Source organism: Micromonospora sp. NPDC023888 (assembly GCF_040639415.1).
Lineage (GTDB): Bacteria > Actinomycetota > Actinomycetes > Mycobacteriales > Micromonosporaceae > Micromonospora.
On sequence record NZ_JBEZZW010000006.1, the window covers coordinates 212,040 to 236,036 of the forward strand.

21 protein-coding genes, 2 tRNA genes and 2 pseudogenes are annotated in these 23,997 nt (G+C 69.8%); 9 read left to right on the forward strand and 16 right to left on the reverse strand.

Translation table 11 applies throughout. From position 1 onward, the window contains the following. Positions 1 to 210: 210 nt before the first annotated feature. Both AB0F61_RS07885 and AB0F61_RS07890 read right to left on the reverse strand, forming a co-directional pair. Positions 211 to 927, reverse strand: coding sequence for a GAF and ANTAR domain-containing protein (locus AB0F61_RS07885; RefSeq protein ID WP_357804946.1), 717 nt, complete (start codon positions 925 to 927; stop codon positions 211 to 213). Positions 928 to 1,143: 216 nt separating this feature from the next. Further along, positions 1,144 to 2,046 (reverse strand): DMT family transporter, encoded by a 903-nt coding sequence (locus tag AB0F61_RS07890; RefSeq protein WP_357804949.1) that lies wholly within the window; start codon positions 2,044 to 2,046, stop codon positions 1,144 to 1,146. On the opposite strand from AB0F61_RS07890, the gene AB0F61_RS07895 reads away from it, so the two are divergent. After that, positions 2,045 to 3,481 (forward strand): PLP-dependent aminotransferase family protein, encoded by a 1,437-nt coding sequence (locus tag AB0F61_RS07895; RefSeq protein WP_357804951.1) that lies wholly within the window; start codon positions 2,045 to 2,047, stop codon positions 3,479 to 3,481. The two genes, AB0F61_RS07890 and AB0F61_RS07895, sit on opposite strands and share 2 nt — an antisense overlap. Here the strand turns inward: AB0F61_RS07895 and AB0F61_RS07900 are convergent. The 6 genes from AB0F61_RS07900 to AB0F61_RS07925 all read right to left on the reverse strand — a co-directional run bounded on the left by AB0F61_RS07900 (position 3,465) and on the right by AB0F61_RS07925 (position 8,896). Continuing rightward, on the reverse strand, positions 3,465 to 4,322 hold the full coding sequence (locus tag AB0F61_RS07900) for a hypothetical protein (RefSeq protein WP_357804954.1): 858 nt from the start codon (positions 4,320 to 4,322) through the stop codon (positions 3,465 to 3,467). The genes AB0F61_RS07895 and AB0F61_RS07900 overlap by 17 nt on opposite strands. 67 nt (positions 4,323 to 4,389) lie before the next feature. After that, the gene (locus AB0F61_RS07905) at positions 4,390 to 5,136 is read right to left on the reverse strand and encodes an SDR family oxidoreductase (RefSeq protein WP_357804957.1); all 747 of its coding nucleotides are present in this window, start codon (positions 5,134 to 5,136) and stop codon (positions 4,390 to 4,392) included. Between the two features lie 14 nt (positions 5,137 to 5,150). Further along, positions 5,151 to 6,275 (reverse strand): homoserine O-acetyltransferase, encoded by a 1,125-nt coding sequence (locus tag AB0F61_RS07910; RefSeq protein ID WP_357804959.1) that lies wholly within the window; start codon positions 6,273 to 6,275, stop codon positions 5,151 to 5,153. A gap of 12 nt (positions 6,276 to 6,287) precedes the next feature. Continuing rightward, positions 6,288 to 7,265 (reverse strand): cysteine synthase A, encoded by a 978-nt coding sequence (gene cysK, locus AB0F61_RS07915; RefSeq protein ID WP_357804962.1) that lies wholly within the window; start codon positions 7,263 to 7,265, stop codon positions 6,288 to 6,290. 21 nt (positions 7,266 to 7,286) lie between these two features. Continuing rightward, positions 7,287 to 8,096: an arginase family protein gene (locus tag AB0F61_RS07920; RefSeq protein WP_357804964.1), complete on the reverse strand. Its 810-nt coding sequence runs from the start codon at positions 8,094 to 8,096 to the stop codon at positions 7,287 to 7,289. Next, the gene (locus AB0F61_RS07925) at positions 8,096 to 8,896 is read right to left on the reverse strand and encodes a YqcI/YcgG family protein (RefSeq protein ID WP_357804967.1); all 801 of its coding nucleotides are present in this window, start codon (positions 8,894 to 8,896) and stop codon (positions 8,096 to 8,098) included. The genes AB0F61_RS07920 and AB0F61_RS07925 overlap by 1 nt, the downstream gene beginning before the upstream one ends. A 408-nt stretch (positions 8,897 to 9,304) precedes the next feature. Here AB0F61_RS07925 and AB0F61_RS07930 point away from each other — a divergent pair. Continuing rightward, positions 9,305 to 9,589, forward strand: a pseudogene (locus tag AB0F61_RS07930) (IS110 family transposase); the annotation flags it as partial. A gap of 661 nt (positions 9,590 to 10,250) precedes the next feature. On the opposite strand, the gene AB0F61_RS07935 reads toward AB0F61_RS07930, so the two are convergent. Next, positions 10,251 to 10,326, reverse strand: a tRNA-Lys gene (locus AB0F61_RS07935). Between the two features lie 188 nt (positions 10,327 to 10,514). Here AB0F61_RS07935 and AB0F61_RS07940 point away from each other — a divergent pair. After that, positions 10,515 to 11,789 (forward strand): Ig-like domain-containing protein, encoded by a 1,275-nt coding sequence (locus AB0F61_RS07940; protein WP_357804969.1) that lies wholly within the window; start codon positions 10,515 to 10,517, stop codon positions 11,787 to 11,789. 255 nt (positions 11,790 to 12,044) lie between these two features. Then, on the forward strand, positions 12,045 to 13,337 hold the full coding sequence (locus tag AB0F61_RS07945) for an Ig-like domain-containing protein (protein WP_357804972.1): 1,293 nt from the start codon (positions 12,045 to 12,047) through the stop codon (positions 13,335 to 13,337). A 180-nt stretch (positions 13,338 to 13,517) separates the two neighbouring features. Here the strand turns inward: AB0F61_RS07945 and AB0F61_RS07950 are convergent. Together AB0F61_RS07950 and orn are read right to left on the reverse strand one after the other, a co-directional pair. Next, a tRNA-His gene (locus AB0F61_RS07950) sits at positions 13,518 to 13,590 on the reverse strand. A gap of 105 nt (positions 13,591 to 13,695) precedes the next feature. After that, entirely contained in the window at positions 13,696 to 14,292 is a 597-nt protein-coding gene (orn, locus tag AB0F61_RS07955) for an oligoribonuclease (RefSeq protein WP_357804975.1), read from the reverse strand. A gap of 66 nt (positions 14,293 to 14,358) precedes the next feature. On the opposite strand from orn, the gene AB0F61_RS07960 reads away from it, so the two are divergent. Next, entirely contained in the window at positions 14,359 to 15,648 is a 1,290-nt protein-coding gene (locus AB0F61_RS07960; protein ID WP_357804979.1) for a glycosyltransferase family 87 protein, read from the forward strand. A 338-nt stretch (positions 15,649 to 15,986) separates the two neighbouring features. Here AB0F61_RS07960 and AB0F61_RS07965 read toward each other — a convergent pair. The 3 genes and pseudogenes from AB0F61_RS07965 to AB0F61_RS07975 form a co-directional block, all read right to left on the reverse strand. Further along, positions 15,987 to 16,205: pseudogene (locus AB0F61_RS07965) on the reverse strand (hypothetical protein); the annotation flags it as partial. Between the two features lie 690 nt (positions 16,206 to 16,895). Beyond that, complete coding sequence (locus AB0F61_RS07970; RefSeq protein ID WP_357804981.1) at positions 16,896 to 17,633, reverse strand: YcnI family protein; 738 nt, start codon at positions 17,631 to 17,633, stop codon at positions 16,896 to 16,898. A 17-nt stretch (positions 17,634 to 17,650) separates the two neighbouring features. Continuing rightward, on the reverse strand, positions 17,651 to 19,315 hold the full coding sequence (locus AB0F61_RS07975) for a copper resistance protein CopC (RefSeq protein WP_357804983.1): 1,665 nt from the start codon (positions 19,313 to 19,315) through the stop codon (positions 17,651 to 17,653). Between the two features lie 202 nt (positions 19,316 to 19,517). Here AB0F61_RS07975 and AB0F61_RS07980 point away from each other — a divergent pair, with 202 nt between their 5' ends. The 4 genes from AB0F61_RS07980 to AB0F61_RS07995 are packed head-to-tail and all read left to right on the forward strand — an operon-like array spanning position 19,518 to position 22,483. After that, positions 19,518 to 20,108 carry a sigma-70 family RNA polymerase sigma factor gene (locus tag AB0F61_RS07980; RefSeq protein WP_357804985.1) on the forward strand — a complete coding sequence of 197 codons (591 nt, stop codon included), beginning with the start codon at positions 19,518 to 19,520 and terminating at the stop codon, positions 20,106 to 20,108. 32 nt (positions 20,109 to 20,140) lie between these two features. After that, entirely contained in the window at positions 20,141 to 20,665 is a 525-nt protein-coding gene (locus tag AB0F61_RS07985; protein WP_357804988.1) for a MauE/DoxX family redox-associated membrane protein, read from the forward strand. After that, positions 20,658 to 21,374: a thioredoxin domain-containing protein gene (locus tag AB0F61_RS07990; RefSeq protein ID WP_357804991.1), complete on the forward strand. Its 717-nt coding sequence runs from the start codon at positions 20,658 to 20,660 to the stop codon at positions 21,372 to 21,374. Before AB0F61_RS07985 ends, AB0F61_RS07990 begins: the two co-directional genes overlap by 8 nt. After that, a complete protein-coding gene (locus tag AB0F61_RS07995; RefSeq protein WP_357804993.1) occupies positions 21,371 to 22,483 on the forward strand; it encodes a hypothetical protein in 1,113 nt (370 codons plus the stop codon). Before AB0F61_RS07990 ends, AB0F61_RS07995 begins: the two co-directional genes overlap by 4 nt. On the opposite strand, the gene AB0F61_RS08000 is transcribed toward AB0F61_RS07995, so the two are convergent. Next, complete coding sequence (locus AB0F61_RS08000; protein ID WP_357804996.1) at positions 22,467 to 23,225, reverse strand: ABC transporter ATP-binding protein; 759 nt, start codon at positions 23,223 to 23,225, stop codon at positions 22,467 to 22,469. The two genes, AB0F61_RS07995 and AB0F61_RS08000, sit on opposite strands and share 17 nt — an antisense overlap. Continuing rightward, on the reverse strand, positions 23,222 to 23,992 hold the full coding sequence (gene cbiQ, locus AB0F61_RS08005; RefSeq protein ID WP_357804999.1) for a cobalt ECF transporter T component CbiQ: 771 nt from the start codon (positions 23,990 to 23,992) through the stop codon (positions 23,222 to 23,224). The genes AB0F61_RS08000 and cbiQ overlap by 4 nt, the downstream gene beginning before the upstream one ends. Positions 23,993 to 23,997: the final 5 nt, after the last annotated feature.

Here is a 23,997-nt window from a genome sequence, read left to right on the forward strand (position 1 = left end):
AGACGCCCAGCGGACGCCTCGACCGGCGTGGCCAGGCTCGACACCCGGCTGACGGGCCTGGACGACGGATCGTCGAAGCGCTTCGACGACGGGGCCGCACCATCACGGCCATGATTGTTGTGATCCGCGCAACTATAGATGGGCGCCAATAACCGAGCAACACCACGACTGGACGGCGGCAGCGTTGACCTCGGGCACGTCGACGGTCTGCTACGGCTGGGGGCGCCGGTGCGCGTTCTCGACCAGGGCCGCGGCGACATCGCGCAGCTTCTGGTTGGCGTCCTGGGACATCCTGCTCAGGATCCGGAACGCCTCGTCGGGGGTGCAGCGTCGCTCGGCCATCATGATGCCCTTGGCCTGTTCGATCACCGCGCGGTGTTCCATGGCCGCCTGCATGTGCTGTGCCAGGGTGGCTGTCGCGTCGAACAGGTGGGCGTTGGCGAGCGCGACAGCGGCGTAGCCGGAGAACGTGTGGGCGAGCAGGATCGCTTCGTCGTCGAACGCGCCGGGTTCGGTGGAGTACATGTTCAGCGCACCGGTGACGGCCTCCTGGACGGGCAGGCCGACCGACAGCGAGCTGCGCACCCCGGCGTCGAGGGCTGCCGGGGTGTAGTGCGGCCAGCGCTTCTCGCGGGTCAGGTCGGGCACCGACACGATGGCTGTGGTGGCGGCCGCTTCCAGGCACGGGCCGCCGCCTTCCTCGTACTGCCGTTCGTCCATGGCCACGGCGAGTTCGCCGGTGAACGCCGCGGTGTACGCGTTCCTGCCCCGGATCAGGGTCACCGACGCCTCGTCGACGCCGGCGATGGTCCGCTTCGCGAGGGACGCGACCTGCTGCAGAACACCTTCGAGGTCGGTCTCGTCCAGCTTGATCCGGCCGAGTTCGGCGAAGGCGTGCGTGGGTTCCAGGGGAGGCTGATCGGCCACGGATGGGTGTCCCTTGACGAGGGCACAACAGCTCGAATCCGCCGGACAAGCTGATGCGCAGGCCACTGCAGGCTTCCGGTGCGGCAGGAAGCCGGGACCTGCGCCGCTTTTTGACGCCGGGCTCGTTGACGCAACCTGATGCGTCGACCGCAGGGCTCGGAGTCTAGTAGTCGGACACCGAAGCCGTGAACGCCCGCTGCGGTCTGCTCGATCGTCCTATGCCGTCCTCGCCCGTTGCGTCACCACGATGCAGCCGAGGACGATGACAGCGGTCACCAGCACTGTGACACTCAGGTGCTCGCCCAGCAGAATCACGGCCCACGCCAGCGTGAGCAGGGGCTGGGCGAGTTGGAGCTGACTCGCCCGCTCCACCCCGATGAGGCCCATGCCGCGATACCAGACCACGAACCCGCCGAACTGCGAGACGCCCGCTATGTACGCCATCCCCCCGATGGCCTCAGCTGTGAAACGCACCGGCTCATAGGGGAGCGCGATCGCGCACACCACGAGGTTGACCGGTGCGGCCAGGACGACACCCCAGGCGATGACCTGCCAGCCGGGCATGCGCGCCGAGAGCCGCCCGCCCTCGGCATAACCGGCAGCGCAGACCAGCAGCGCGCCGAACAGATAGAGATCGGCGATCGTCGGTTGACCGTGGTTCTGCGAGATGGTGAACGCGATGACGGCGGCCGCGCCGATCGAAGCGGCCGCCCAGAACGCTCTGGACGGACGACGCCCCGTACGCAGAGTGGAGATCGTCGCGGTGGCCATCGGAAGCAGGCCGATGACAACGGCCGAGTGTGCTGTCGACGATGTCTGCAGGGCGAAGGTGGTGAGCAGTGGAAAGCCGATCGCGCAGCCGGCTGCCACGACGGCGAGGGCGCGCCAGTCGCCACGGGCGGGTAGCGGCGCTCGCGTCGCGATGAGAGCGATGACCGCGATAGCCGCGGCGAGGACGCCCCGGACTCCCGTGGCACTCCACGGACCGAAGCCGTCGAGCGCCCACTGGGTCGCCGGGAAGCTGAACGAGAAACTCAGCACGCCGATCGCGGCGAGCAGCGTTCCCCTCGGCAGTGGCGATATCTCGGCGGGAGCAATAGTGCTACTCTGGACACTCATGAACCATGATAGCAATGCGAGCGTCCTAGCCAACTCTCTCGCCGAGGAGATAGCGCTACTACCCGAGGGTGCCCGCATTGCTACTCATCGGGAGTTGGTGCGCCGCTTCACCGCGAGCGGCACCACCGTCTCCGCGGCGCTGGCCCTCCTTGCGCAGCGCGGGCTCATCGTGTCCCGACCCGGCGCCGGGACATTCCGCACGGCGGCCCGCACGGTTCCCCACACCGGGGACACGTCGTGGCAGGAGTCGGCCCTCGACGTCGCGAGCGGGGAACAGTCATCGCTCGGCACCGTTCGCGACTTCAAGGCGCCCGCACTGATGGGGATCCTGTCGACGTCAGGGTCGGACATCGTCGACCTGAACGGCGGCTACCTCCATCCCGGGCTACAGCCACTGGGTCCCCTGTCCACGGCGTTGTCTCGCGCCGCGAAACGGCCCGAGGCATGGGACCGCCCGCCCGCCGGTGGGGTGCCCGAGCTACGCGACTGGTTCGCCGCCGACATCGGCGGCGGTCTGGGCCGTCACGACGTACTCATCTGCGGAGCCGGGCAGAGTGCGCTGGCAACGACGTTGCGTGCGCTCGCACAGCCGGGAGACCCGGTCATCCTCGAGTCGCCGACCTATCCGGGCACCATCGCGGCCGCCCACGCGGCGGGCCTGCGCACCGTGCCGGTTCCCCTCGACGCCAACGGCCTCTGCGCGGATCACCTCGATCAAGCCCTCACTCGTACGCGGGCACGCATCGTCATCGTCCAACCGCTGTTCCAGAACCCCACCGGGGTGAGCCTCTCGGCGGCTCGACGAGAGGAGATCCGAGCCATCGCGCGCCGCCACGCGGCCTTCGTCATCGAGGATGACTTCGCCAGACACATGGCGCACAGCGACGCCGCCCCCTCACCACCGCCGATGATCTTCGACGATCCGGAGGGGACGGTCGTCCACATCAGGTCGCTGACGAAGGTGACCTCGCCGAACCTGCGCGTCGGTGCGATCGCAGCCCGGGGACCGGTCCTGGCCCGACTGCGCTCGGCGCACGTCATCGACACCCTGTTCGTACCCGCCCCGCTGCAGGTCACAGCACTGGAGGTGGTCACCGCCGCCGGCTGGAGGCGCACCCTGAAGGGGCTCGGCGCCGCACTCGCGCACCGCTGCAAGGTAGCCACCGACGCTGTCTCGGCGACATTCGGCGACCACGCTCTCGCCTTACGCCCCCGCGGCGGTTACCACCTGTGGGTCTCGCTACCGGCGCACCTCGACGAGCACCAGCTCGTGACTGCCGCTCTCGCGAAGGGCGTTGCCATCACACCCGGCACGAACTACTACGTCACCGACAGCAGCGTCACGCATGTCCGTCTCAGCTATGTCGCGGCGCCATCGGCGTCCGACATCGACAACGCCATTCGCCGACTCGCGCCGCTCATCGTCGAGCCCTGACCCCCAGTCGTCCTGCCACGGCCTCCGCGAACCGGGTCGCACCGTGGTCGGTGAACGGGAGGTTCAGCGACGGCTCACACAGCTCCAACTCCAACACGACAGGCGTACCGTCAGCAGTGCGGATCACGTCGACCCGGGCGTAGACCAGCGGACGGTCAAGCATCAGGTGCGCGCCGGCCGCCGCGAGCGCCGCCGAGGCCACGGCACGTTCATCAGCATCGGCTTCACGGGGCGTGCGGCTCTCGAAGGTGGGGACGTTCACCGTGCCGTCCGGCATGAGCATCGCGCTCTTGCGGATGGCATGGCTGTAAACGCCATCGAAATAGATCAGATCCGTCTCGCCGGCCCGGTCGACCGACTCCACGTACGGCTGGAGCAGGGCAGCGAAGCCCTCGGAGCGCAGCCGCGCGACATGGGCAGCCGCGTCGGCCTCCAGGGCGCGAACGAAGCGCTGAACGTCCTTCGAGTAGGCGCCGACAGTGGGCTTGACCACGAATTCCCTGGCGTCGGGATGCACAGCCAGGAATTGCCGCACCGCGACGGCCGGATCCGCGTCCGGCGACACGAACGTGCTGGGCACCACCGGTACGCCGTGCGCGGCGAGATCGGCCAGGTAGGACTTGTTCAGGCTCCATTCGACGACAGGTAGCGGATTGTGGAGTTCCGTCACGGCGTCGACGCGCTCACACCAGGTGAGAAAGGCGGGCAGGCGATCCACGTAGGTCCACGGGGAGCGCAGCAGCACCACGTCGTACGCCGACCAGTCCACTGCCGGGTCCTCCCAGTCCCGCACCTCGGCGGCGAGCCCCGCAGCCGTACAGGCGTCGAGCAGCAGGGTCATGTCGTAGTCGATCGGAAGACTGGCCTGGTCTGTGACCAGCGCGACGTTGTTCACCGTAGGAACTCCTTCACCATGGCAGGACCTCGTCGAGGTGGACATAGCTGCCGCTCGGGCCGTCAGCGGGGAGCAGCGCCATGGCGACGCTCGTCCTCGCGCCGACGGAAACGTCCAGGTCACCCGCTCCGTCGTTCATCTCCGTCTTGGTGTAGCCGGGATGAACCGAGTTGACCTTTATCGGGGTGTCCCGCAGCTCGTACGCGAGGTGCACGGTCCAGGAGTTCACCGCGCTCTTCGACGCGCTGTAGGCGGGCAGCGACTTGAACGCGTCGCTGTAGACATACGACGTCGGATCGCTGTGTCGGGTCAGCGACGCGAGCAGACTGGAGACGTTGACGATGCGTCCCGCCTCGGACTTCCGAATGAGCGGCAGGAAGGCCGTCGTCACCTCGACGACACCGAACAGGTTCGTGTCGAACGTCGCCCGCCACTGCGCCATGGGCTGTTCGGAAGGCTGCCTGCCGTACTCCTCGATGCGAATGCCCGCGTTGTTGACCAGGATGTCGAGGCGGCCGTACTTCTCCGCGACTTCCGCGGCGGCCGTCGCGATGCTCTCCGGGTCGGTGACGTCCAGGTGGAGCGGTGAGACATCGGCCCCCGCGCCTCGCAGGCTCGCCACGGCTGTCGTCACCGCGTCACTCCGGCGGCCGGCGACCAGCGTGTGGACGCCGTTTTCCGCCAACTGTCGTGCTATCTCGTGACCGATGCCGCGGTTGGCGCCGGTGACGAGCGCGACCTTCGGACGGACCTGCGACAAGGTTTCTCTCCCAACTACCAGATTGCTGACAAGAACTTGGCGATCGGCGGGCCGAAGCGGGCGATGTCGACCAGGAAAGCGTCGTGACCCTCGTCCGATTCCATCGCCCTGAATTGCACGTCCGTGGTGCTCCTCCTGATGCCGTCCGCGATCTCGCGCTGCTGGCGCAGCGGGAACAGCGTGTCGGTTTCCACCCCGATCACCAGCGCGGCGTCGAGGCACAGCCGCGACAGCGCCGCCTCCGCGGTGCTTCCGCAGGATTCACCGAGGTCGAACAGGTCGATGCACCTGCTGAGGTAGAGATAGGTGTTCGGATCGAAGGTGTGCACGAACCGGTCGGCGTGCGCCTGAAGGTAGCCCTCGACCCGGAACTCGGCGCCGAACTGGCCGTTCCCCGTCCGGTGTCCTGCGGCCAGCCGCCTGCGGCCGAAGCGCTGATCCCATTCCTGGGCCGAGCGGTAGGTCATCATGCCCAGCTTGCGCGCGAGGAGCATCCCGGACCGCGGATAGTGCCCGGGGTCGTCGCCGTAGCGCCCATGCGACCACTGTGGGTCGGATCGGATCGCCTCGCGCTGCATCGAGCGGATGGCGATCGCGTAGGGCAGGGAGTGCACCGCCCCGGAGATGTTGATGTGGCTTCGGGCCAGACCCGGGTGGCGGGCCAGCAGGGACAGCGCGCTCATCCCGCCCATGGAGGTACCGACGACGCAGGCCACGGTGTCGATGCCCAGCGCGCGGAGCAGGACGGCCGCCGCGTCGGCGATGTCCTCGATGGACACCTCCGGGAACTCCAACCCATAGTGCTCACCGGTGGCGGGATTGACCGAGGCCGGTCCCGTTGAGCCCTTGCAACTGCCGAGCGCGGCCATGCAGATCACATGCCAGCGGTCGGTGTCGATCGGCTTGCCCGGCCCCACCATGTGCTCCCACCAGCCGGGGCTGGGGTCGTCCGGGTGCGCGGCAACGTGCGCGTCGGGGGACATGCCGGTGAGGATCAGGACGACGTTGTCCCGGGCCTCGTCCAGTCGCCCGACGGCCTCATAGGCGACCCTGGCCCCGTTGAGTACGCCCCCGCGCCTCATGGCGAAGCCGTCGGGCAACGAGACGAAACGGGTAGCTGGAGGAACGAACTCCCTCATTCGCGAACCCGATCAGATGGCGCTGGAGCCAGCGTCCAGCGACGCCAGCCACTCGTCGTCCGACTCCTCGTTCATGCCGTCGAACAGGAATGTGGACAGGTAACGCTCACCGGTGTCGGGAAGCATCGCGAGTAGCACCGAACCCTCCGGTGCCGTCTCGGCGGTTCGCAGGGCTGTGGCAAGCGTCGCGCCGGCCGAGATGCCGACGAAGATGCCCTCCTCGGCGGCCAGGCGGCGCGCGGTGTCGCGGGCCACGACCTCGTCCATCGTCACAAGCTCGTCGATGACAGTGTCGTCGAGGACGCTGGGCACGAAGTTGGGCGCCAGGCCCTGAATCTGGTGCACGTTCCAGTCCTTGCCGGCCAGGACTGCGGCGTTCTCCGGCTCCAGGACGACGATGCGTACGGTAGGGCGCGCCAGCTTCAGCATCTGGCCGACGCCTGTCAAGGTGCCGGTGGTGCCGAAGCCCGTGACGAAGTAGTCCAGGCGTTTGCCCGCGAAGTCACCCATGATCTCGGCGGCCGTGGTCTCCCGGTGGTACGCCGGATTGGCCGGGTTGTCGAACTGCCGAGCCCGGAACCAGCCGTGCTTCTCAGCCAGTTCGTCGGCGATCCGGTTGCCGCCGCTGCTGCCGAGGGAGCCGGGGAAGAGGAGCACCTTGCCGCCGTACGCGCGGATGAGCTTGCGCCGCTCCTTGGAGTAGGTGTCGCCCATCACCGCCACGAATTGGTAGCCCCTCGCGGCGGCCACCATCGCGAAGGCGATACCGACGTTGCCCGAGGTGCACTCCACGATCGTGTCGCCAGGCTTGAGCTGCCCTTTGGCCTCGGCGTCCAGGACCACGCCGAGGGCGAGGCGGTCTTTGACCGAACCACCAGGGTTGAACGACTCGACCTTCACATAGACCTTTGTGTGCGCCGGGGCCATCCGCTGGAGTCGAACGATCGGGGTGCGACCGATGGTGTCCAGGATGCTGTCGTAAAGGGGCATTGCGGGAACCGTCCTCCGAGATCAGGCCGCGGCGAGCGCGGGGGAAACCATGTCGAGGATCACGGCGAGGGCCTGCTGGATCTGCTCCTCGTCCATCGGGGCGTTGAACTCGGCCAACTCGACGCCGATCAGTCGTTCCCTCGGAATGGCGTCGAAGATTGCCCGGATCTGCGCGGGAAGCAGGCCATCGGGAACCGTGTAGTCCGCCGGGACCGCACCCGGATCCATGACGTCCCAGTCGATGTGGATCCACACCGGTGCGCCGTCGGTGGCGGCCAGGACGCTCTCGGCCGTTGTCTGACTCGGTGGGATGATCCGTACTCCCGCATCCTCGATGAGTGTCCGCTCAACCGGGTCGACGTCGCGGGTGCCGACGAGGACTGCCTGCTCGGGCTTCAGTCCCGCTCCGTGGCCGCTGTCCCACAGACCACATGCGCCGGACAGCACCATGCCACCCAGATAGCCGGTGTCGGTGGTCACCGGGGTGTTGAAGTCGCCGTGCGCGTCGATGTAGAGCACAACGGCATCGGGATACCGCTGCGCGACCACCGGCAGGGTGGCGAGGCTGACCGAGCACGTGTTGTTGAGCAGGATCGGAAGGTTGCCGCTGTCGAGGCTCTCGGTGACGGCTCTCGCCATGCCGAGCAACGTCTCGCGGGCTTGGGGAAGGCTTTCGGTCCAATCGTCGGTCACGGCCGGCGCCGGCGTTCCGATGTACCGGGCGGAGAGCCCGTAGCGCTCCTCCACAGCGCGCGCCGTACGCGCCGCGCCCTCGATCATCCGCGCCGCCCGGTCCGCCACCCGTCCTTGGGAGACGATGAGGTCGATCATCAACGTAGGCCCTTTCCATCTGAATCGTTGCCATGACTGCCCACGAACGAGGCGTTGTCGTGCCGGTCGGCCGCGAACGGGCACCGATCTGCCGGCTCGGCATCGGTCTCGGCGAGGCTGTACTGAAGCCACTCGAGGGCGCCCCCGCCGTAGGTGCTCAGGTGCCGTGAACGGGGAATGCCGTCGAAATGGTCGACGCGGTCCCGGATGTTCGCTCGTACCTTCCGGCCGCTGGGGGTGTCACCGGCGAAGACGTCGAAGCGTTCCCGCGGGTTGATGACGATCATGAAGTGCGCACCGAGATTGCGGCTGCGCCGTCGGTGGTGGGCTGGACTGCTCATGTTGCAGAAGAGCGGCATACCGTTGAAGCACATCGACCAGTCCGGGGAGTCCGGTTCCTTCGCCACGTGCTCGGGCCAGGGCGCAGGGTCGATCGCGTGAAGTTCGGAGAGAACACGCCAACCGAAGGCGTGGTAGTCATCGAGGGTCCGGGCCTGCACCGCATCCTTGGCGAACGCCACCACCAAGGGGTATGCGGTGTCGAGGCGGCCGTCCCAGCGCATGGAGAGTTCGACATAGCCCTCAAGGCCTTCGGCGAGGTACTGGATGCCGGCCTTGTCGGCGCTTTCCACGAAGATGAACCTTACGATTTCCTTCTTGAAGGCATTGCGTGAGAAAATGCACGGGAATTGCGCATCACCGAGTCTTGACTTGAGGTCCTCAAACGCAAGTCGGTGCCACCCCTCAGCGTGCTCGGCCACGTGCTTCTGTAGGCGAAGTATTGTCCTCTGACCAGACACATCCAATTGAATAACCCCGCTACCCTTTGACTGCCCCAGCCGGGCGCTGCTCGGTTACCTGGCCCGGTACCACTTACTGCCCCTACCGCGATGATGAGAGAGGTTGTCGCCGACGCCGGACGGTGTCGACGAATCGCTGACAGGGACACCGCCACCCGCTCTTCCGGGTGGGTTTCTTCGTGACGTAACTGTCGGCACTCGACCTGATCGACCGGTACTGAGGTGGTTCCGCAGGACGGCGATGCAGTGCACGACAGTTTTCGACAAACGACCAGGAACCGGCCGAGCTTGGTCGATCAGGCCACGGATCGCTCCCCGCCCGTCACGGTTGGCCGGCCTTCGGCCATCACATCGCCTAGCTGCCCAGACTCGAAGTGCGCCGGTCCGGTGCCCGCGTCCGGGCGGCACGACGCCCTACGTGTTGCCGATGTCGCCCGCGCGCTGCCCCACACGCTCAGGCGCGCTCGAAGTCCTGATCGGCTTCGACGGCGACCTCGCCGGTGAAGCCACCCGCCTGGACAGTCACATCCGCGGACCGCTCAGCCAGACCCACAGTGCCCTCGGACGCGCACTGGGCCCAGAAGTGCAGCACAGGGCCCTCCTCGAACCGCTGTCGCCGTGCTGCGGCCCAGTTGGCCTGCGCAAAGCCGGCCGCCGCAACTCACCGCCGTCGCCGTCAAAAATGCTCTCCGCACCATGACACCTCCTGACGATGAGTAACGGCACCATTACTTCCCGCTGCTAGATATTTACACGTAACACTCTCGTCGACAACCGGTAATGTCCGTGACACAAATCACATGAGAGTGTCACGGAGAGTAGTCGACAATCTGATAGACCGCTCGCCTAATCACCTCCCCGGCGCCCCCAGGTTCCCAATTTGCCGAACCAGGACCTCGGACCCGAGCCGTCAATTGCTAGGCGCCGGAAATGGTATTGATCGCCCGCCTCGCCCGGCCATCCTTGACGTGAGTCGGCCCGCCCAGGAACGTCGGTGAATCCGTGAACAGAATCGCCAGAGCGCATTGCGGATCTGCGGACCGGCCTGGATCAGGCCCGTCCCACGGCTCTCGAGGGCCGGTGCTGACCTGCGGCAACAAGGCGAAGAGGCCCGCCCGACGTCCACGACCAACCCCGCTGAGCAGTTGCCAGCACAGCGCATCTCAGCAACGGGTCGAGTCGAGGCACCATGAACCCGCCATCGCAGGGTGGCGCTACCGCGGCGCGGCGACAGCCAGGCATCCAGGAGGACGCAGCCGTGTCCAACGGGCTCCCGGGACCCACCGAGCGACCACCGCCGTACGCGAAAAAGGCCCCGACCCAGTGTGAACCACCAGGTCAGGACCTCGATCGTTGGTGCGCCGCCAGGGACTCGAACCCCGAACCCGCGGATTAAGAGTCCGCTGCTCTGCCAGTTGAGCTAGCGGCGCTCGTTCGGCAACGGAGAAAACATTAGCACCCGCCCGAGCCGGGCTCCAATCCGGTTACCCGGCTCCCCCCTTCGGTCGAGCTTTGCGGGCAAAACGGCACAAACCTACCAGCGCGTTCTGGACGGGGGCGTGGGTTGCGGCGGTGATGCGGCACGATGTCCGCCAGGTACGCGAGAACAGAGGTGGGGATGACACGGTTCACGCGAGCCGGGGCGGTGGTGGGCGCTCTGACTCTGGTGGCGTCGCTGGCACTGACCGGGTGCGGCGACAAGCAGAAGAAGCCGGCATTCGTCGGCGGGACGTCGACGGCAGAGGCGGGCGGCGCACCGGGCTCGTCCGCGCCCTCGACACCGACCACACCGAGTACGCCGAGCGGGCCGACGCTCACGCTGAGCCCGGCCGACGGCGCGAACAACCGGCCGGTGAGCACGGAGATCAGCGCGAAGCTCCCCGACGGCGGAAAGGTTTCGGCCGTCACTCTCACCGCCGACGGCGGGGGCACGGTGGAGGGCAAGCTGCGCACCGACGGTTCCGCCTGGGTGCCGTCCGCCCCGCTGAAGTTCGGCACCCGCTACACCGCCACGGTGACGGCGAACGCGGCCGACGGGACGAGCAGCCAGGGCACCAGCAGCTTCACCACGATGGCCAAGCCGAAGTCGACAATCGGAAGCGGCCTGTACCTCTTCGACGACAAGAGTTACGGGGTGGCCATGCCGGTGGTCACCGAGTTCCACCCGGGCATCCCGAAGAAGGACCGGGCGGCGGTGCAGAAGCGGATGTTCGTCCGCACCGATCCGCCGCAGCCGGGGGCCTGGCACTGGGTGGACAACGGCACGCAGGCCTACTACCGGGCTCCGGAGTACTGGAAGCCCGGCACGAACATCTCGGTGCGGATCGCCCTGGCCGGGATGCCGCTGAGCAACGGCAGGTACGGCGACATGGACCGCAAGGCCACCGCCAAGATCGGCCGGTCGTTCCAGATGAAGGTCGACAACGCCAACAAGAAGATGTTGGTGTACGAGAACGGCGCGCTGGTCCGCACCATTCCGGTGAGCCTGGGCAAGAAGAGCACGCCGTCGTCAAGCGGCACGATGGTCGTGATGGAGAAGAAGGAAGCCACGACCTTCGACACCCGCGACGACCCGGACCCGGCCAACCGATACGTCACCGACATCCAGTTCGCCCAGCGGCTCACCTGGGGTGGCGAGTACATTCACGCCGCGCCCTGGTCGGAGCACGTACAGGGGCGACAGAACGTCTCGCACGGCTGTGTGAACGTCTCGATGGTCAACGCCCGGTGGCTGTTCGAGAAGACGCGGATCGGTGACCCGATCACGGTGAAGGGCACCGAGCGCAAGATCGTCGCCGGCAACGGCTGGACGGCGTGGAGCCTGAGCTGGTCGGCGTTCGTCAAGGGCAGCGCGCTGCCCGTGCCCAGTGGTGGGGCCGGCCCGCTGCTCTGAGCCCTGTCGGCCCTCTCGCGCCGACCCTGCCGATGGCGGGGTCGGCGCGTACCCTTGCACTCCGGCGAGGCGACGATGCCGCGGCGACCCCACCGCCCACCCCCGCACGGAGACGAGCCACGCTCACGAAACGCCGGATAATAGCAAAAATCCGGCAGGATGATCGGCGTGTTTCGGTTCACCCTCGGCAACCGGGGCCGGCTCTGGCGCGTCAGTAGGAGACGATGGGGCAGCGAACACGACTGTGAGGGAATCATGCGAGCTAGCCAGGATCAGCTGATCAGGCACCGTGGGCGACGCCGCGTGTTCGCGGCGGGGTTCCTCGCCGTGGCGCTGGCCTTCACCGCCGCGTGCACCGACGGCGACGGCGGCGGCAAGCCGTCCTCGTGGCACGGCGGCGACGAGAGCCCGCCGCCGAAGGCAGCGGCGACGATCAGCGAGCCGGCGGCCGACGCCAAGGACGTCCCGGCCTCGACCGGCATCACCTTCACCGCGAAGGAAGCAGTGCAGACCGCCGTCGAGCTCAAGGACGCGGCCGGCAAGGCGGTCGAGGGCGCAGTCGCCGCGGACGGCAAGACGTGGCAGCCGGCCGGCGCGTTGGAGTACGGCACGAGCTACACGGCGACCGTGACCGCCACCGGCGACGATGGTCGCCCCGCCACCGCGACCAGCACGTTCACCACCATGGCCAAGCCCGCCAACCAGGTACGGGTGAGCAGCTTCCTCGGCGACAACCAGGTGGTCGGGGTCGGCATGCCGCTCATCGTGAAGTTCAGCCGGGCCATCCCGGAGGACTACCGCGACGACGTGCAGCGCCGGATGACGGTGACCTCGACCCCGGCCCAGGAGGGCATCTGGCACTGGGTCAGCCCCACCGAGGTCCGGTACCGGCCGAAGGAGTTCTGGAAGGCCAACAGCAAGATCTCCTACCGGGTGCAGGCCGGTGGCCTGCCGATGGGTGAGGGCTGGTACGGCCGCGCCGACCTCGCGGTGGACGTCAAGATCGGCCCGTCGCTGATCATGACGGTGGACAACAAGACCAAGCGGATGACGGTGACCCGCAACGGCGCTGTGATCAAGACCATCCCGGTCAGCCTGGGCAAGAAGAGCACCCCGTCGTCGAGCGGCACCATGGTCGTGATCGAGAAGCTGCGCAAGACGGTCTTCGACACGATGGAGGAGCTGGGCCCGGAGGAGGGTTACCGCACCAACATCGACTTCGCGCAGCGTCTCACCTGGGGCGGGGAGTTCATCCACGCGGCACCCTGGTCCGAGGGACAGCAGGGCAGCGTGAACGTCTCGCACGGCTGCGTGAACGTGTCGATGGCCAACGGCAACTGGCTGTTCAACAACACGCAGGTCGGTGACCCGATCACGGTCAAGGGCACCGAGCGCAAACTGCAGAACGGCAACGGCTGGACCGACTGGAACATGAGCTGGGACGAGTACGTCAAGGGCAGCGCCCTCCCGTACGAGCCGCCCGCCGATCCGGCCACCACGCCGACCCCGGACGGCGCCGGCACCCCGTCGCCCACGCCGACCGCCTGACCAGATCACGCCGACCTGAGCCAGATCAACTCGCGATACCGGAAACCGGGGCCTCCCGCTGAGCGGAAGGCCCCGGTTTCCTGGCATCGGAGTGGATCACCGGGCCTCGACAACGGCTCGGGTGCCCGACAACGACTCAGGCCCCCTCCGAAGAGGGGGCCTGAGCAGCACAACCAACTGGGTGACTGATGGGAATTGAACCCACGACAACCGGGACCACAACCCGGTGCTCTGCCAACTGAGCTACAGCCACCATGCCACCGTCGCCCGGTCGATCGCCCCGGGCGGGGTGCGGACCAATAATAGCTGCACCGCAGCCGGCCCCGTCCAGCGGGTATCCGGGGCCGCCCGCGCGGGGTCAGAGTTCGGCGGCGATCGCCTTGGCGGTCTCGACGTCCGGGCCGGGCAGCGGAACGAAGAGCGTGCGCCGGTAGTACTCCAACTCCCGGATGCTCTCCCGGACGTCGGCCAGCGCCCGGTGCGCGAGGCCCTTCTGCGGCTGGCCGAAGTACACGCGCGGATACCAACGCCGGCACAGTTCCTTGATCGACGAGACGTCGATCATCCGGTAGTGCAGGTGGGCGTCGAGGCGGGGCATGTCGCGGGCGATGAAGCCACGGTCGGTGGCGATCGAGTTGCCGCACAACGGGGCCGTGCGCGGATCCTTCACGAAGGTGCGGACGTAGTCCAGGACCAGGTCCTCCGCCTCGGTGAGGGTGACCGCCGAACGGCGAACCTCGTCGGTGAGGCCGGACTTGGCGTGCATCGTCTGCACGATCTCCGGCATCCCCTCCAGCGCCACCTCGTCGGCGTGGATCACCACGTCGACCCCGTCACCCAGCACGTTGAGATCGGGATCGGTGACCAGTGCCGCAACCTCGATCAGTTTGTCCCTGCCAAGGTCCAGCCCGGTCATCTCACAGTCGATCCAGACAAGGAGATCAGCCACCGGCACAGCCTACGCGCAGCCCACGCCCCGCGGCTGCGCGCTCTCGGGGGACCAGACCGCTAGGGTTTCGGGGTGCCAGCCGATCCCGTAGCACCGCCCGCCGTCACGGACGACGATCCCGGCGGCCGGACGGTCCGTCGCCTGGTCACGGTGGTGGCCCTCATCGCCGTGCTGCCAGCGCTCTACCTGCCGGGCCTGAACCACAAGTTCCTCGACCTCAAGATCTACATGTCGGCGGTCGACTGGTGGCGCGTCGGCCACCCGCTCTACGACTACGTCCAACCCGACCGGGTGCAGGGCGAGTTGTACTTCACCTACCCGCCCTTCAGCGCGCTGCTGCTGTGGCCGTTCGGCCTGTTGCGGCTCGGCGCCACCGTGGCGATCTTCACGGTGCTCACCGTGCTGGCCGTGGTGCTGACCACCCGCTGGCTGATGTCGCCGGTCATCGCCCGGCACCACCTGCCCCGGGCGTTCACACTGACCGCCGCCGTGCTGCTGGTGCTGGCCGTGGAGAGCACCCGGGAGACGATCACCTTCGGGCAGATCAACATGCTGCTGGTCGTGCTGATCCTGGCCGACCTCCTGTTCGCCGTACCGCAGGCGCGGCGCTGGGCCGGGGTCGGCGTGGGGCTGGCGACGGCGCTCAAGCTCTTTCCCGGCATCTTCATCGTGTACCTGCTGGCGACCCGACGGTGGCGGGCCGCCGCGGTGGCGAGCGCGACGGCGGCGGCGGCGACCCTGCTCGCGGCGGCGATCGCGCCGGACGACTCGTGGCGGTTCTGGACCCAGGAGCTGTGGGACAACGACCGGGTGGGACGCACCGACTACGTCGGAAACCAGTCGCTGTTCGGCCTGCTCAGCAGGTTCACCGCGCCGGAGAAGCCGGACCGGCTGCTCTGGCTGCTGCTGGTCGCCGCGGTCGCCGCCTACGGCCTGTGGCGGGCCGCCCGCGCGGCTCGCGCCGGTGACCTGTTGACGGGCCTGACGTTGACCGGGCTGGTGGGTTCGCTGGTCAGCCCGATCACCTGGACCCACCACATCTACTGGTTCGTGCCGGCGGTGGTGCTGCTCGTCGACGCGGCGCTGAACGCCGACCGCCCGGACGAGGCACGTCGGCGTCGGTGGTTGGCCGGGCTCGCCCTGGTCATCACCGCCGTGATCGTCTACGGCGTGGTGACCTTCCAGGAGTGGGGCGCGGGAGCGGTCCGCACGCACGACCCGGTGGACTTCGTGCTGCAGAACACCTACGTGCTACTCAGTTTGCTGTTGCTGGCGGCCCTGCCGGTGCGCGCGCGCCGCCGCCGACTCGCCGACCAGCCGCAGCCCGAGGAAAAATCGCGCCAAATGGACAGATCTACCTAGTAGCCACCACCGGCGCTAATCTGGTCTCATCTACCTCAAGCGTCGCTCGGGTAGCACCGATCCCCCGGTGAGGGTGGCCCTCCGCGTCGGCAGCGTGGAGGGCCACCCGCCGTTTCGTCGACCGCTCCCGGCCGGGCCGTGGCCTTCGCACCGGCCGGCGGCCACGCGAGGCTCAGCGTCGCCTCCGGCGCTCGGGGCACCCGGACCGGCTTCTCCAGGCCGGCGAGGGTCGCGGACCGGGCCGGTTCGGCACCGATCGACGACCGGGACCGCTGCCCCGCACCCGACCCGACCATGGTGAGCTGCCGCACGGCCGGAAACGGCGCGGGGTCCCGGGTGCCCAGGCCACTCAGCGAGGTGACGCCGAGCCGGCCGGCGAGCACCGGCACCTGATCCGGCTCCACCACGAAGATCACCTCGCGTGGGCGCAACGGTCGGAGCAGGAGCAGCAGAGCGCACGCCACCAGCAGGACACCAACGGCCAGCAGACCCCAGGTGGCCGGGCCGGTCCACCCCGCCCGCACCTCGGCGCGCAGGTCCAGTGCCAGGTCGGTGCCGCCGTCGGGGCGCATCAACACCAGGCTCATGGGCTCACCGGCCAGGTCGTCCGCACTCCACTCAAGCGAACCGATGCCCTGGCGTACCCAGGACGGCCCATCCGGCGGGTCGACCGGCACCACGGCCGCCGGATCGACCGGACCGTCAGCAGCCGGACCAGCCGGGTCCATCCGAACCGGCAGCGGGCCCTGGGCCAGCGCCACCCGACGGACCACCGCGTGCGGCACCGGCGCCAGCCAGTCACGCACGTCGGCGGTGGGCGCGAGCCCCACGAAGGCCGGGCCGTCCGAGGTCCGGGCGTCCAGTCGCAGCCGGGTCTGCCCGGTACGGGCAAACGGCGCCTCCTGGCGCAGCAGACGGTCGAGGTCGGTGACCACGACCGCGTGACCGGGCGTGCGGAGCGTCTCGAAGCGGGCGGCGAAGGCCCCGTCGGGATCGGCGTGTCGTGTCACCAACCACAACGCGCCACCGGCGAACAGCGCCGGAATCCCCATGGCCAACAGCAGCACACCGACGATCGCCCGCACGACACGCATTCGCACCGTCTCCCTCCGTAGCCAGATACCCGGCCGACCTTACCGACGCAGGTGCGGTGATCAGGGGATATCCACGGGCACCGTCCGGTCCGACCGCGGAAAACCCGCTGGCCCGCCGGATGGTCTCCGGCGGGCCAGCGGGTGCGACGGGGGTCAGGACTTGGCGACCGGCTCCCGACGGGTCCGGGAGAACGCCAGCCCGCCCAGCACCAGACCGGCAAGCCCGGCGACGAGACCGGCCACACCGAGGCCGACCGCGAGCCCGTTGCCCTCGTCGTCATCGTCGTCGTCGGGCGACGACACGACAGCGGCGCTCGGCGTGGCCGAGCCTGCCGGCGCCGCGGCGGCGGTCAGGGTGAGCACCGGCGCTGGGTGCTCCGGCTCCTCGGCGCCCGGCGCCGGCGGGTCGATCCAGCGCGAGATCTCGCCGTCCGAGTAGGTCTGCAGGACCTTGAAGACCATCGAGTCGACCTTCGGCAGCGGCCCCATGGAGACGGGGAACTCCTGGAACTGGCCGGGCTTCACCGCCGCGTCGCCGGTGGCCGTCCAAGTGATCTTGGAAATCGCCTCGGTGAGCTGGCTGCCGTGCACCTCGATCGGCGGGTCCACCTTGCGCTTCTCCGTCGCGACCGTCCAGCCGGGCACCGGCATCGTCGACACCGAACCGACCGGGGCGTTCTCCGGCAGCGTCACCTCCAGCTTGGTGGTCGAGGCGGTGTCGCTCTCGTTCGGCACCCGGAACGCCACCCGGGCGTACCCGCCCTGGGCCGCCTCCTTCGGGTTGACCGTGACGTGCGCGGACGCCGGTCCGGCGAAGCCGAGCACGGCGGTGGCGGCGGCGGTGAACGCCAGGGCGGCAGCGGCGGTTGCGGTGCGCCGGAATCGGGTCATGGGTTTCGCGAACCTCTCTAACGGATCGGCACGGTGGCGGTCACCGTGGCTTGGTCGATGTCTGTCGTACGGGCGGTGATCTTGATTTGCCAGTCGCCGGCGGTCGGCAGGCTGATGTCGCCGTAGGCGTGGCTGTCCGTCAACGGCAGCAACGGAATGTCGATCGGCTCGATCCCGGCCGAGGGCAGCGCGGCGGTCGCCCGCCACTCCACCACCGGCAGTGGCTGGTCGTCCTTGCCGTACGCGTAGAGGTGCACCGAGTTGTTGCCCCGCTCGGCCGGGCTCAGCTCGACCTGCATGGAGTAGAGCGGGCTGGACAGCCTGGTGCTGAACAGGCCGGCCTCGGCGCTGGACGGCCCGGCCACGGCGGTGCGGGCGGGCGTGGTCTGCACGAGCGTGGCGGACAGGCCCAGCACCACCACGGTGACCGCCAACTCCACCCAGACCGCCCGGCGGACCGGCGCCGGGCGCTGCGCGGCGACGCGGCGACGCACCAACTGCCGGGAGTACGCGGCCACGGCGATCACCACAGCGAACAGCCCGATCTTCGCCAGCAGCAGCCGCCCGTACGTGGTCTCGAACAGCGCCTGCGGGGTGGCCACCTCGATCAGCGCCTGCACGGTGCCGGCGAGCAGCAGCGCCGAGACGGCGAGCGCCGCCCAGCGCGACCAGATGGGCAGGATCGCGCCCAACTCCCGCTCGTCGGCCTGGCGCAGCAGGAACCCGGCGAGCATCAGCAGGCCACCCAGCCAGACCGCCATGCTGCCCAGGTGGACCGCGTCGACCACCACGGAGACCGCCGGCGCCGGGGAGGCCGCCGGGTGCCCGGCCAGCGGCCAGGTCAGCAGGGCGGCCCCGCCGAGCACGGCCAGGATGATCGCGTCGGTGCGGCCGGCCGGCCGCGCCAGCAGCGGCCGGAGCAGGAAGGCGGAGGCCGCCAGCAGGCCGAGTCGGACCAGGTGGGCGGCGCCGAAGGCGCTGCCGAACACGCTGCCGAACCCCTCGCCGGTCACGTCGAAGAGACCACCGCCGGCCGTGTAGGGCACCTGCAACCACAGGTCGGCGAGGGTGGCGACGGCCACCAGGCCGAGGCCGGTCCAGGCCAGCCGGGCCGGCCCTCGCCGGGAGAGCCGTCGCGGCCAGAGCGCCGCGAGCACCAGCGCCGGCCCGACCAGCAGCACCAGACCGGTGTAGCCGAGGAAACGAGCCACCTTCACCGCCGTGCCCACCACCGGGTTGGCGCGGCTGTCCGTGCCGGAGTCGACGGGCGGCGTCGACGGCGCGCCGACCGAGTAGGTGAACGCCCCGGACACCGGGTGACTGTCGGCGGAGATCACCCGGAAGCTGACCAGGTAGGTGCCGCGCCCACCGGCCGGGTCCACCGGGATGCGCACCTCGCCGCCGTCGAAGGACGGCTCACCCCGATCGGCGCGGACGCCGTCCGGCGCGATGACCCTGATCTTGCCGGGAACCTTGCGGACCGACTCACTGAACTTCAGGACCACCTCCGACGGCGCGCTCGACACGATGGAGGAGGCAGCCGGGCTGGTGCTCTCCAGCACCGCGTGGGCGCTGGCCGGGGTGGCTGGCGCGATCAACAGGGCGACGACGGTGACCAGCAGGCCGGCGGCGGCAGCCAGCCGGGCGATCCAGCGGCGGGGGGCGACAGTCATGCCAGCCATGGTCGCCGACCGCTGTGGATCTCGGCGAGTCGAGTTGGGCAGTGGGCTCAACTCTGCTCAGCCGCCCGTGCCGCGCGGGAGGGATCGCGTGTCATGCGGAGGTAGTCGGCTCCGGTGGGGGAAAAGTTCCCGACGTGGTGCAGACCATCCACGAGCCGAAGGACCGTGACGCTGCGTCCGGTGCCGCGTAACCTGGTTTGTCGTGATCCCCGTCCCGCGTGACACAGGTGCCTCCGGTCCGGCAGAGCCGGCCGGTGACGCCACCCGGGACCCGGCGACCGAGTGGGCGCTCAGCGCGCGCGACGGTGATCCGAGCGCCCAGGCGGCGTTCGTCCGGCTGACCCAGATCGAGGTCTGGCGGTTCGCCGCCGCCCTTGTCGACCCGGACAGCGCCGACGACCTGACCCAGGAGACCTACCTGCGGGCGTTTCGGGCCCTGCCCGCGTTCGAGGGCCGTTCCAGCGCCCGCACCTGGCTGCTCGGCATCGCCCGACGGGCCTGCGCCGACCACCTGCGCACGGTGATCCGCCGCCGCCGGCTCGACGAGCGGCTGGCCGCGAACGCGTACACCGACCGCCCGCACCCGGACCCGGCCGGCCAGTTCGGGGCGGCGGACCTGGTCCGCCGGCTCAGCGCCGAGCGGCGCGCCGCGTTCGTGCTCACCCAGTTGCTCGGCCTGTCGTACGCCGAGGCAGCCGCCGTCGAAGGGGTGCCGGTGGGCACCATCCGTTCCCGGGTCGCCCGGGCCCGCGACGAGCTGGTCGAGGCGGTCGGCGACGCCCTGACCGGCTGAGCGGGGAACTTCCGGCGCAGACGGGACGACAAATGAGCGTGACTGCACCCTCCCCCCGGGTCGGCCGTTGGCCGGTCGTCCGGCCCTGGCTCGGCACGGCGGCACGGCTCGGCCTCGCCGCCGTCTGGCTCGTCGCCGGCGCGTCGAAGGTCAGCGATCTCGCCGCCTCCGGGCGGGCCGTCAACGCGTACCAGGTGCTGCCGTACGACGTGGCGACGGTGGTCGGCGCGGCCCTGCCCTTTGTCGAGCTGGCGCTGGGCGTGCTGTTGCTGCTCGGGCTGGCCACCCGGCTCGTCGCCGGGGTGTCGGCCGCGCTGCTCGTGGTCTTCATCGTGGGGATCGCCTCGGCCTGGGCCCGCGGGCTGGCCATCGACTGCGGCTGCTTCGGCAGCGGCGGGCAGTTGGGCGAGGGGCAGGCACCCAGTTACCTCCCGGAGATCCTTCGGGACCTGGGATTCTTGGCACTGGCCGGATTTCTGCTGATCTGGCCGCGTACGCCGGTATCGGTGGACGGGTGGTTGTCCGGCGAACCCGCTGTGGAGGACGAGGATGAGTAGTCGCAAGGGAAAGCGGGACGCTGCCCGGATCGTCCGCGAGCAACTCGCCCAGGAGCGACGGCGTCGCCGCACGATCTGGGTCTCCGCCGCGGCGGTCGTCGTCCTGATCATCGCCGGAGTCGTCGGCTGGGTCGTCTGGTCCAACCAGCGCGCCGACACCTTCACCACCCCGCCCGGCGCGAACGCGGCAGGCACCGGCATCGTCACCGGTGGCGGGCCGGTCACAGTCGACGTCTACGAGGACTTCCTCTGCCCGGTCTGCAAGCAGTTCGAGCAGTCCACCGGCGCGACGCTCGAGCAGTTGGTGGCCGACAACAAGGCGAAGGTGGTCTACCACCCGGTGGCGTTCCTCAACCGCTTCTCCACCACCGGATACTCCTCCCGGTCCTCGGCCGCCTCCGGCTGCGCCGCGGCGGGCGGCAAGTACCACGAGTACGCCAAGGCGCTCTTCGCCCAGCAGCCGCCGGAGGGCAGCGCCGGGCTCACCGACGATCAGTTGATCGACATCGGCGCCGGCGTGGGCCTCGACCGGGGCTCGTTCGGCGGCTGCGTCAAGGACGGCACGTACACGACGTGGACCGAGCACGTCACCGAGGACGCCAGCCGGAGCAACGTCACAGGCACGCCGACCGTCAAGGTCAACGGTCAGCCACTCGACAACCCCACGCCGGACGCTCTCACCGCGGCCGTGGCGGCGGCCGGCAAGTGATCCGTACCCTGCTGGCCCGTGCCGGCCTGGTCGCTGCCGCCGCCGGCGTGGCGACCCTGCTCACCGCGGCGCCCGCCGCCGCGCACGGCGCGGACGCCCCCGACGGCACCGACTACCGCACCCGGACCACCGGGGTCACGCCGGCGCGGCCGGGGCTGGAGGTACGCGTCGTCGAGGCGGGCGCCCGACTGGAGCTGACGAACGACACCGGCCGGGCCATCGAGGTCATCGGCTACTCCGGCGAGCCGTACCTGCGGGTCGCCCCGGACGGGGTCTTCGAGAACAGCCGCTCCCCCGCCACCTACCTGAATCGCACCATCGCCGGGGACACCGCGCTCCCGGCCGAGGCCGACCCGGCCGCCCCGCCGACCTGGCGGCGGATCGCCGACGGGACCACCGTGCGCTGGCACGACCAGCGCGCGCTGTGGCAGGAGCCCGCGCCACCGGCGGCGGTACGCGCCGCACCGGACCGGGAGCACCGGGTCCGGGACTGGACGATCCCGCTGCGCGACGGTGCCGACCCGGTGACGATCGGCGGGACGCTCGACTGGGTGCCGCCGCCGGACGCGTACACCTGGTGGGCGGTGACGATCGTGGGGCTGCTCGCGGTGGGCGCGCTCGGCCTGCTCGCCGCCGCCGCCCCGGCCGGCGGTCGCGCGCTGTCCGCGCTCGGCGCGTTGCTTGTCGGCGGCGGTGTGCTGGCCGTCGGGTACCCGGTGGGGCGGGAGCTGGACGCGGGCGCACAGGGTGTGGGCGGCGTGGTGGTCGGGCTGCTGTCCGGGCAGATCTGGGCACTGCTCACCGGCCTGGGTGCGATCGCCGCCGGTTGGTACGCGCTGGCCCGCCGCCCGGCCGCCGACTTCGCGGTGGCGCTGGCCGGGGCCTGCCTGGCGCTCTTCGCCGGCGCGGCGAACGCCGCCGTGTTCGCCAGGTCCATCGCCCCGGTGCCCTGGTCGCCCGAGGCCGCCCGGGTGATGGTGGCGGTGGTGCTGATCACCGGTGCCGGTGCGACGGCCGCCGGCATCCTCCGACTACACGCCGCGTCCCGGGCCGCCGCCCGATCGCCGCGCGTCGAGGACGCCGAGCACGGGGCTACGGCCGCGGGGTGAAGCCGTAGGGAAGTTCGAGGCGGTGGCGGGCCAGCAGGTCCGAGTCCCGCAGCAGGTCGAGCGTGGGGGCGTCGGCCACGATCCGGCCGCCGTCGAGGATCACCGAGCGTTCGCACAGCTCCGCCGCGTACGGCAGGTCGTGCGTGACCATCAGCAGCGTCACCGGCAGGTCGCGCAGGATCTCGGCCAGCTCACGACGGGCCGCCGGGTCCAGGTTCGACGACGGCTCGTCGAGCACCAGGATCTCCGGGTGCATGGCGAGCACCGTGGCCACCGCCACCCGGCGGCGCTGCCCGAAGGAGAGGTGCTGCGGGGCCCGGTCGCGGTGCGCACGCATCCCCACGGCGTCGAGCGCCTCGTCCACCCGGGCGGCCAACTCCGCCCCGCGCAGGCCCAGGTTCGCCGGCCCGAACGCCACGTCCTCCGCCACCGTGGGCAGGAACAACTGGTCGTCCGGGTCCTGGAAGACGATGCCCACGCGGCGGCGCACCTCGGCCAGGGTGCCCCGGTCCGGTGTGACAGTCAGCCCGCCGACGCTCACGCTGCCCTCGGTCGGGGTGAGGATCCCGTTGAGGTGCAGCACAAGCGTGGTCTTGCCGGCGCCGTTGGGCCCGAGCAACGCCACCCGGTCGCCGCGCGGCACGCTCAGGTCCACCCCGTGCAGGGCGACGTGCCCATCCGGGTACGCGTACCGAACGCCACGAACGTCGAGCGAGACAGCGGTCTGCACGACACCGATCATGACAGCACGACGGCGGTGGCGGCGATGGAGGCGGCCAACACCGGCACTGTCGACGCGACCAGCCACTGACCGGCGCTCGCGGCACCGTCGCCCTGCCACACGGCGGGCATCCGCCCGGTGTAACCGCGCGACAACATCGCCAGATAGACCCGCTCACCGCGCTCGAAGGCACGCAGGAACAACGCCCCGATCCCGGCGGCGAAGCCGCGCAGTTGCCACAGGAAGCGTGGATCGTCGCCCCGGGAGATCCGGGCCACCCGCATCCGCCGCGCCTCGCCGACCAGCACGTCGAGGTAACGAAGCATGAACGTGGCGATCTGGGTGAGCACCTGCGGGCAGTGCAGCCGGTCCAACCCCACGATCAGATCCCGGGTGGTGGTGGTCGCGGCGAGCAGCAGCGAGGCGAGCACACCCAGGGTGCCCTTGGCCAGGATGTTCCACGCGCCGTGCAGCCCGTCCTCGGACAGTCGCAGGCCCAGCACCTCGACCCGGTCGCCGGTGCCGAGGAACGGCAACGCGACGGCGAACAGCACGAACGGCAACTCGATCAGCGCCCGGCTGAGCAACCAGCGCGGCCCCACCCGGGCCAGCGCCGCCACCGCCGCCACCAGCACGGCGTACGCGCCGAAGGCCCAGAACGCCGTCCGGGGGGTGGCCACCACGGCGATGGTGAAGACCACCATCGCCACGATCTTGACTTCGGGCGGGAGCCGGTGCACCGGCGAGTCCGCCTCGCGGTACAGCACATGCCCGTGACCGGCACCCATCGCGC

Bases quoted from the DNA above. Each gene is read 5' to 3' on its own strand.
- AB0F61_RS07975 (WP_357804983.1), bottom strand. From the start codon at position 19,315: ATGGCTGGCATGACTGTCGCCCCCCGCCGCTGGATCGCCCGGCTGGCT.
- AB0F61_RS07970 (WP_357804981.1), bottom strand. From the start codon at position 17,633: ATGACCCGATTCCGGCGCACCGCAACCGCCGCTGCCGCCCTGGCGTTC.
- AB0F61_RS08000 (WP_357804996.1), bottom strand. From the start codon at position 23,225: ATGATCGGTGTCGTGCAGACCGCTGTCTCGCTCGACGTTCGTGGCGTT.
- AB0F61_RS07890 (WP_357804949.1), bottom strand. From the start codon at position 2,046: ATGAGTGTCCAGAGTAGCACTATTGCTCCCGCCGAGATATCGCCACTG.
- AB0F61_RS07920 (WP_357804964.1), bottom strand. From the start codon at position 8,096: ATGATCGACCTCATCGTCTCCCAAGGACGGGTGGCGGACCGGGCGGCG.
- AB0F61_RS07895 (WP_357804951.1), top strand. From the start codon at position 2,045: ATGAACCATGATAGCAATGCGAGCGTCCTAGCCAACTCTCTCGCCGAG.
- AB0F61_RS07900 (WP_357804954.1), bottom strand. From the start codon at position 4,322: ATGACCCTGCTGCTCGACGCCTGTACGGCTGCGGGGCTCGCCGCCGAG.
- cysK (WP_357804962.1), bottom strand. From the start codon at position 7,265: ATGCCCCTTTACGACAGCATCCTGGACACCATCGGTCGCACCCCGATC.
- AB0F61_RS07945 (WP_357804972.1), top strand. From the start codon at position 12,045: ATGCGAGCTAGCCAGGATCAGCTGATCAGGCACCGTGGGCGACGCCGC.
- AB0F61_RS07985 (WP_357804988.1), top strand. From the start codon at position 20,141: ATGAGCGTGACTGCACCCTCCCCCCGGGTCGGCCGTTGGCCGGTCGTC.
- AB0F61_RS07940 (WP_357804969.1), top strand. From the start codon at position 10,515: ATGACACGGTTCACGCGAGCCGGGGCGGTGGTGGGCGCTCTGACTCTG.
- AB0F61_RS07910 (WP_357804959.1), bottom strand. From the start codon at position 6,275: ATGAGGGAGTTCGTTCCTCCAGCTACCCGTTTCGTCTCGTTGCCCGAC.
- cbiQ (WP_357804999.1), bottom strand. From the start codon at position 23,992: ATGGGTGCCGGTCACGGGCATGTGCTGTACCGCGAGGCGGACTCGCCG.
- AB0F61_RS07990 (WP_357804991.1), top strand. From the start codon at position 20,658: ATGAGTAGTCGCAAGGGAAAGCGGGACGCTGCCCGGATCGTCCGCGAG.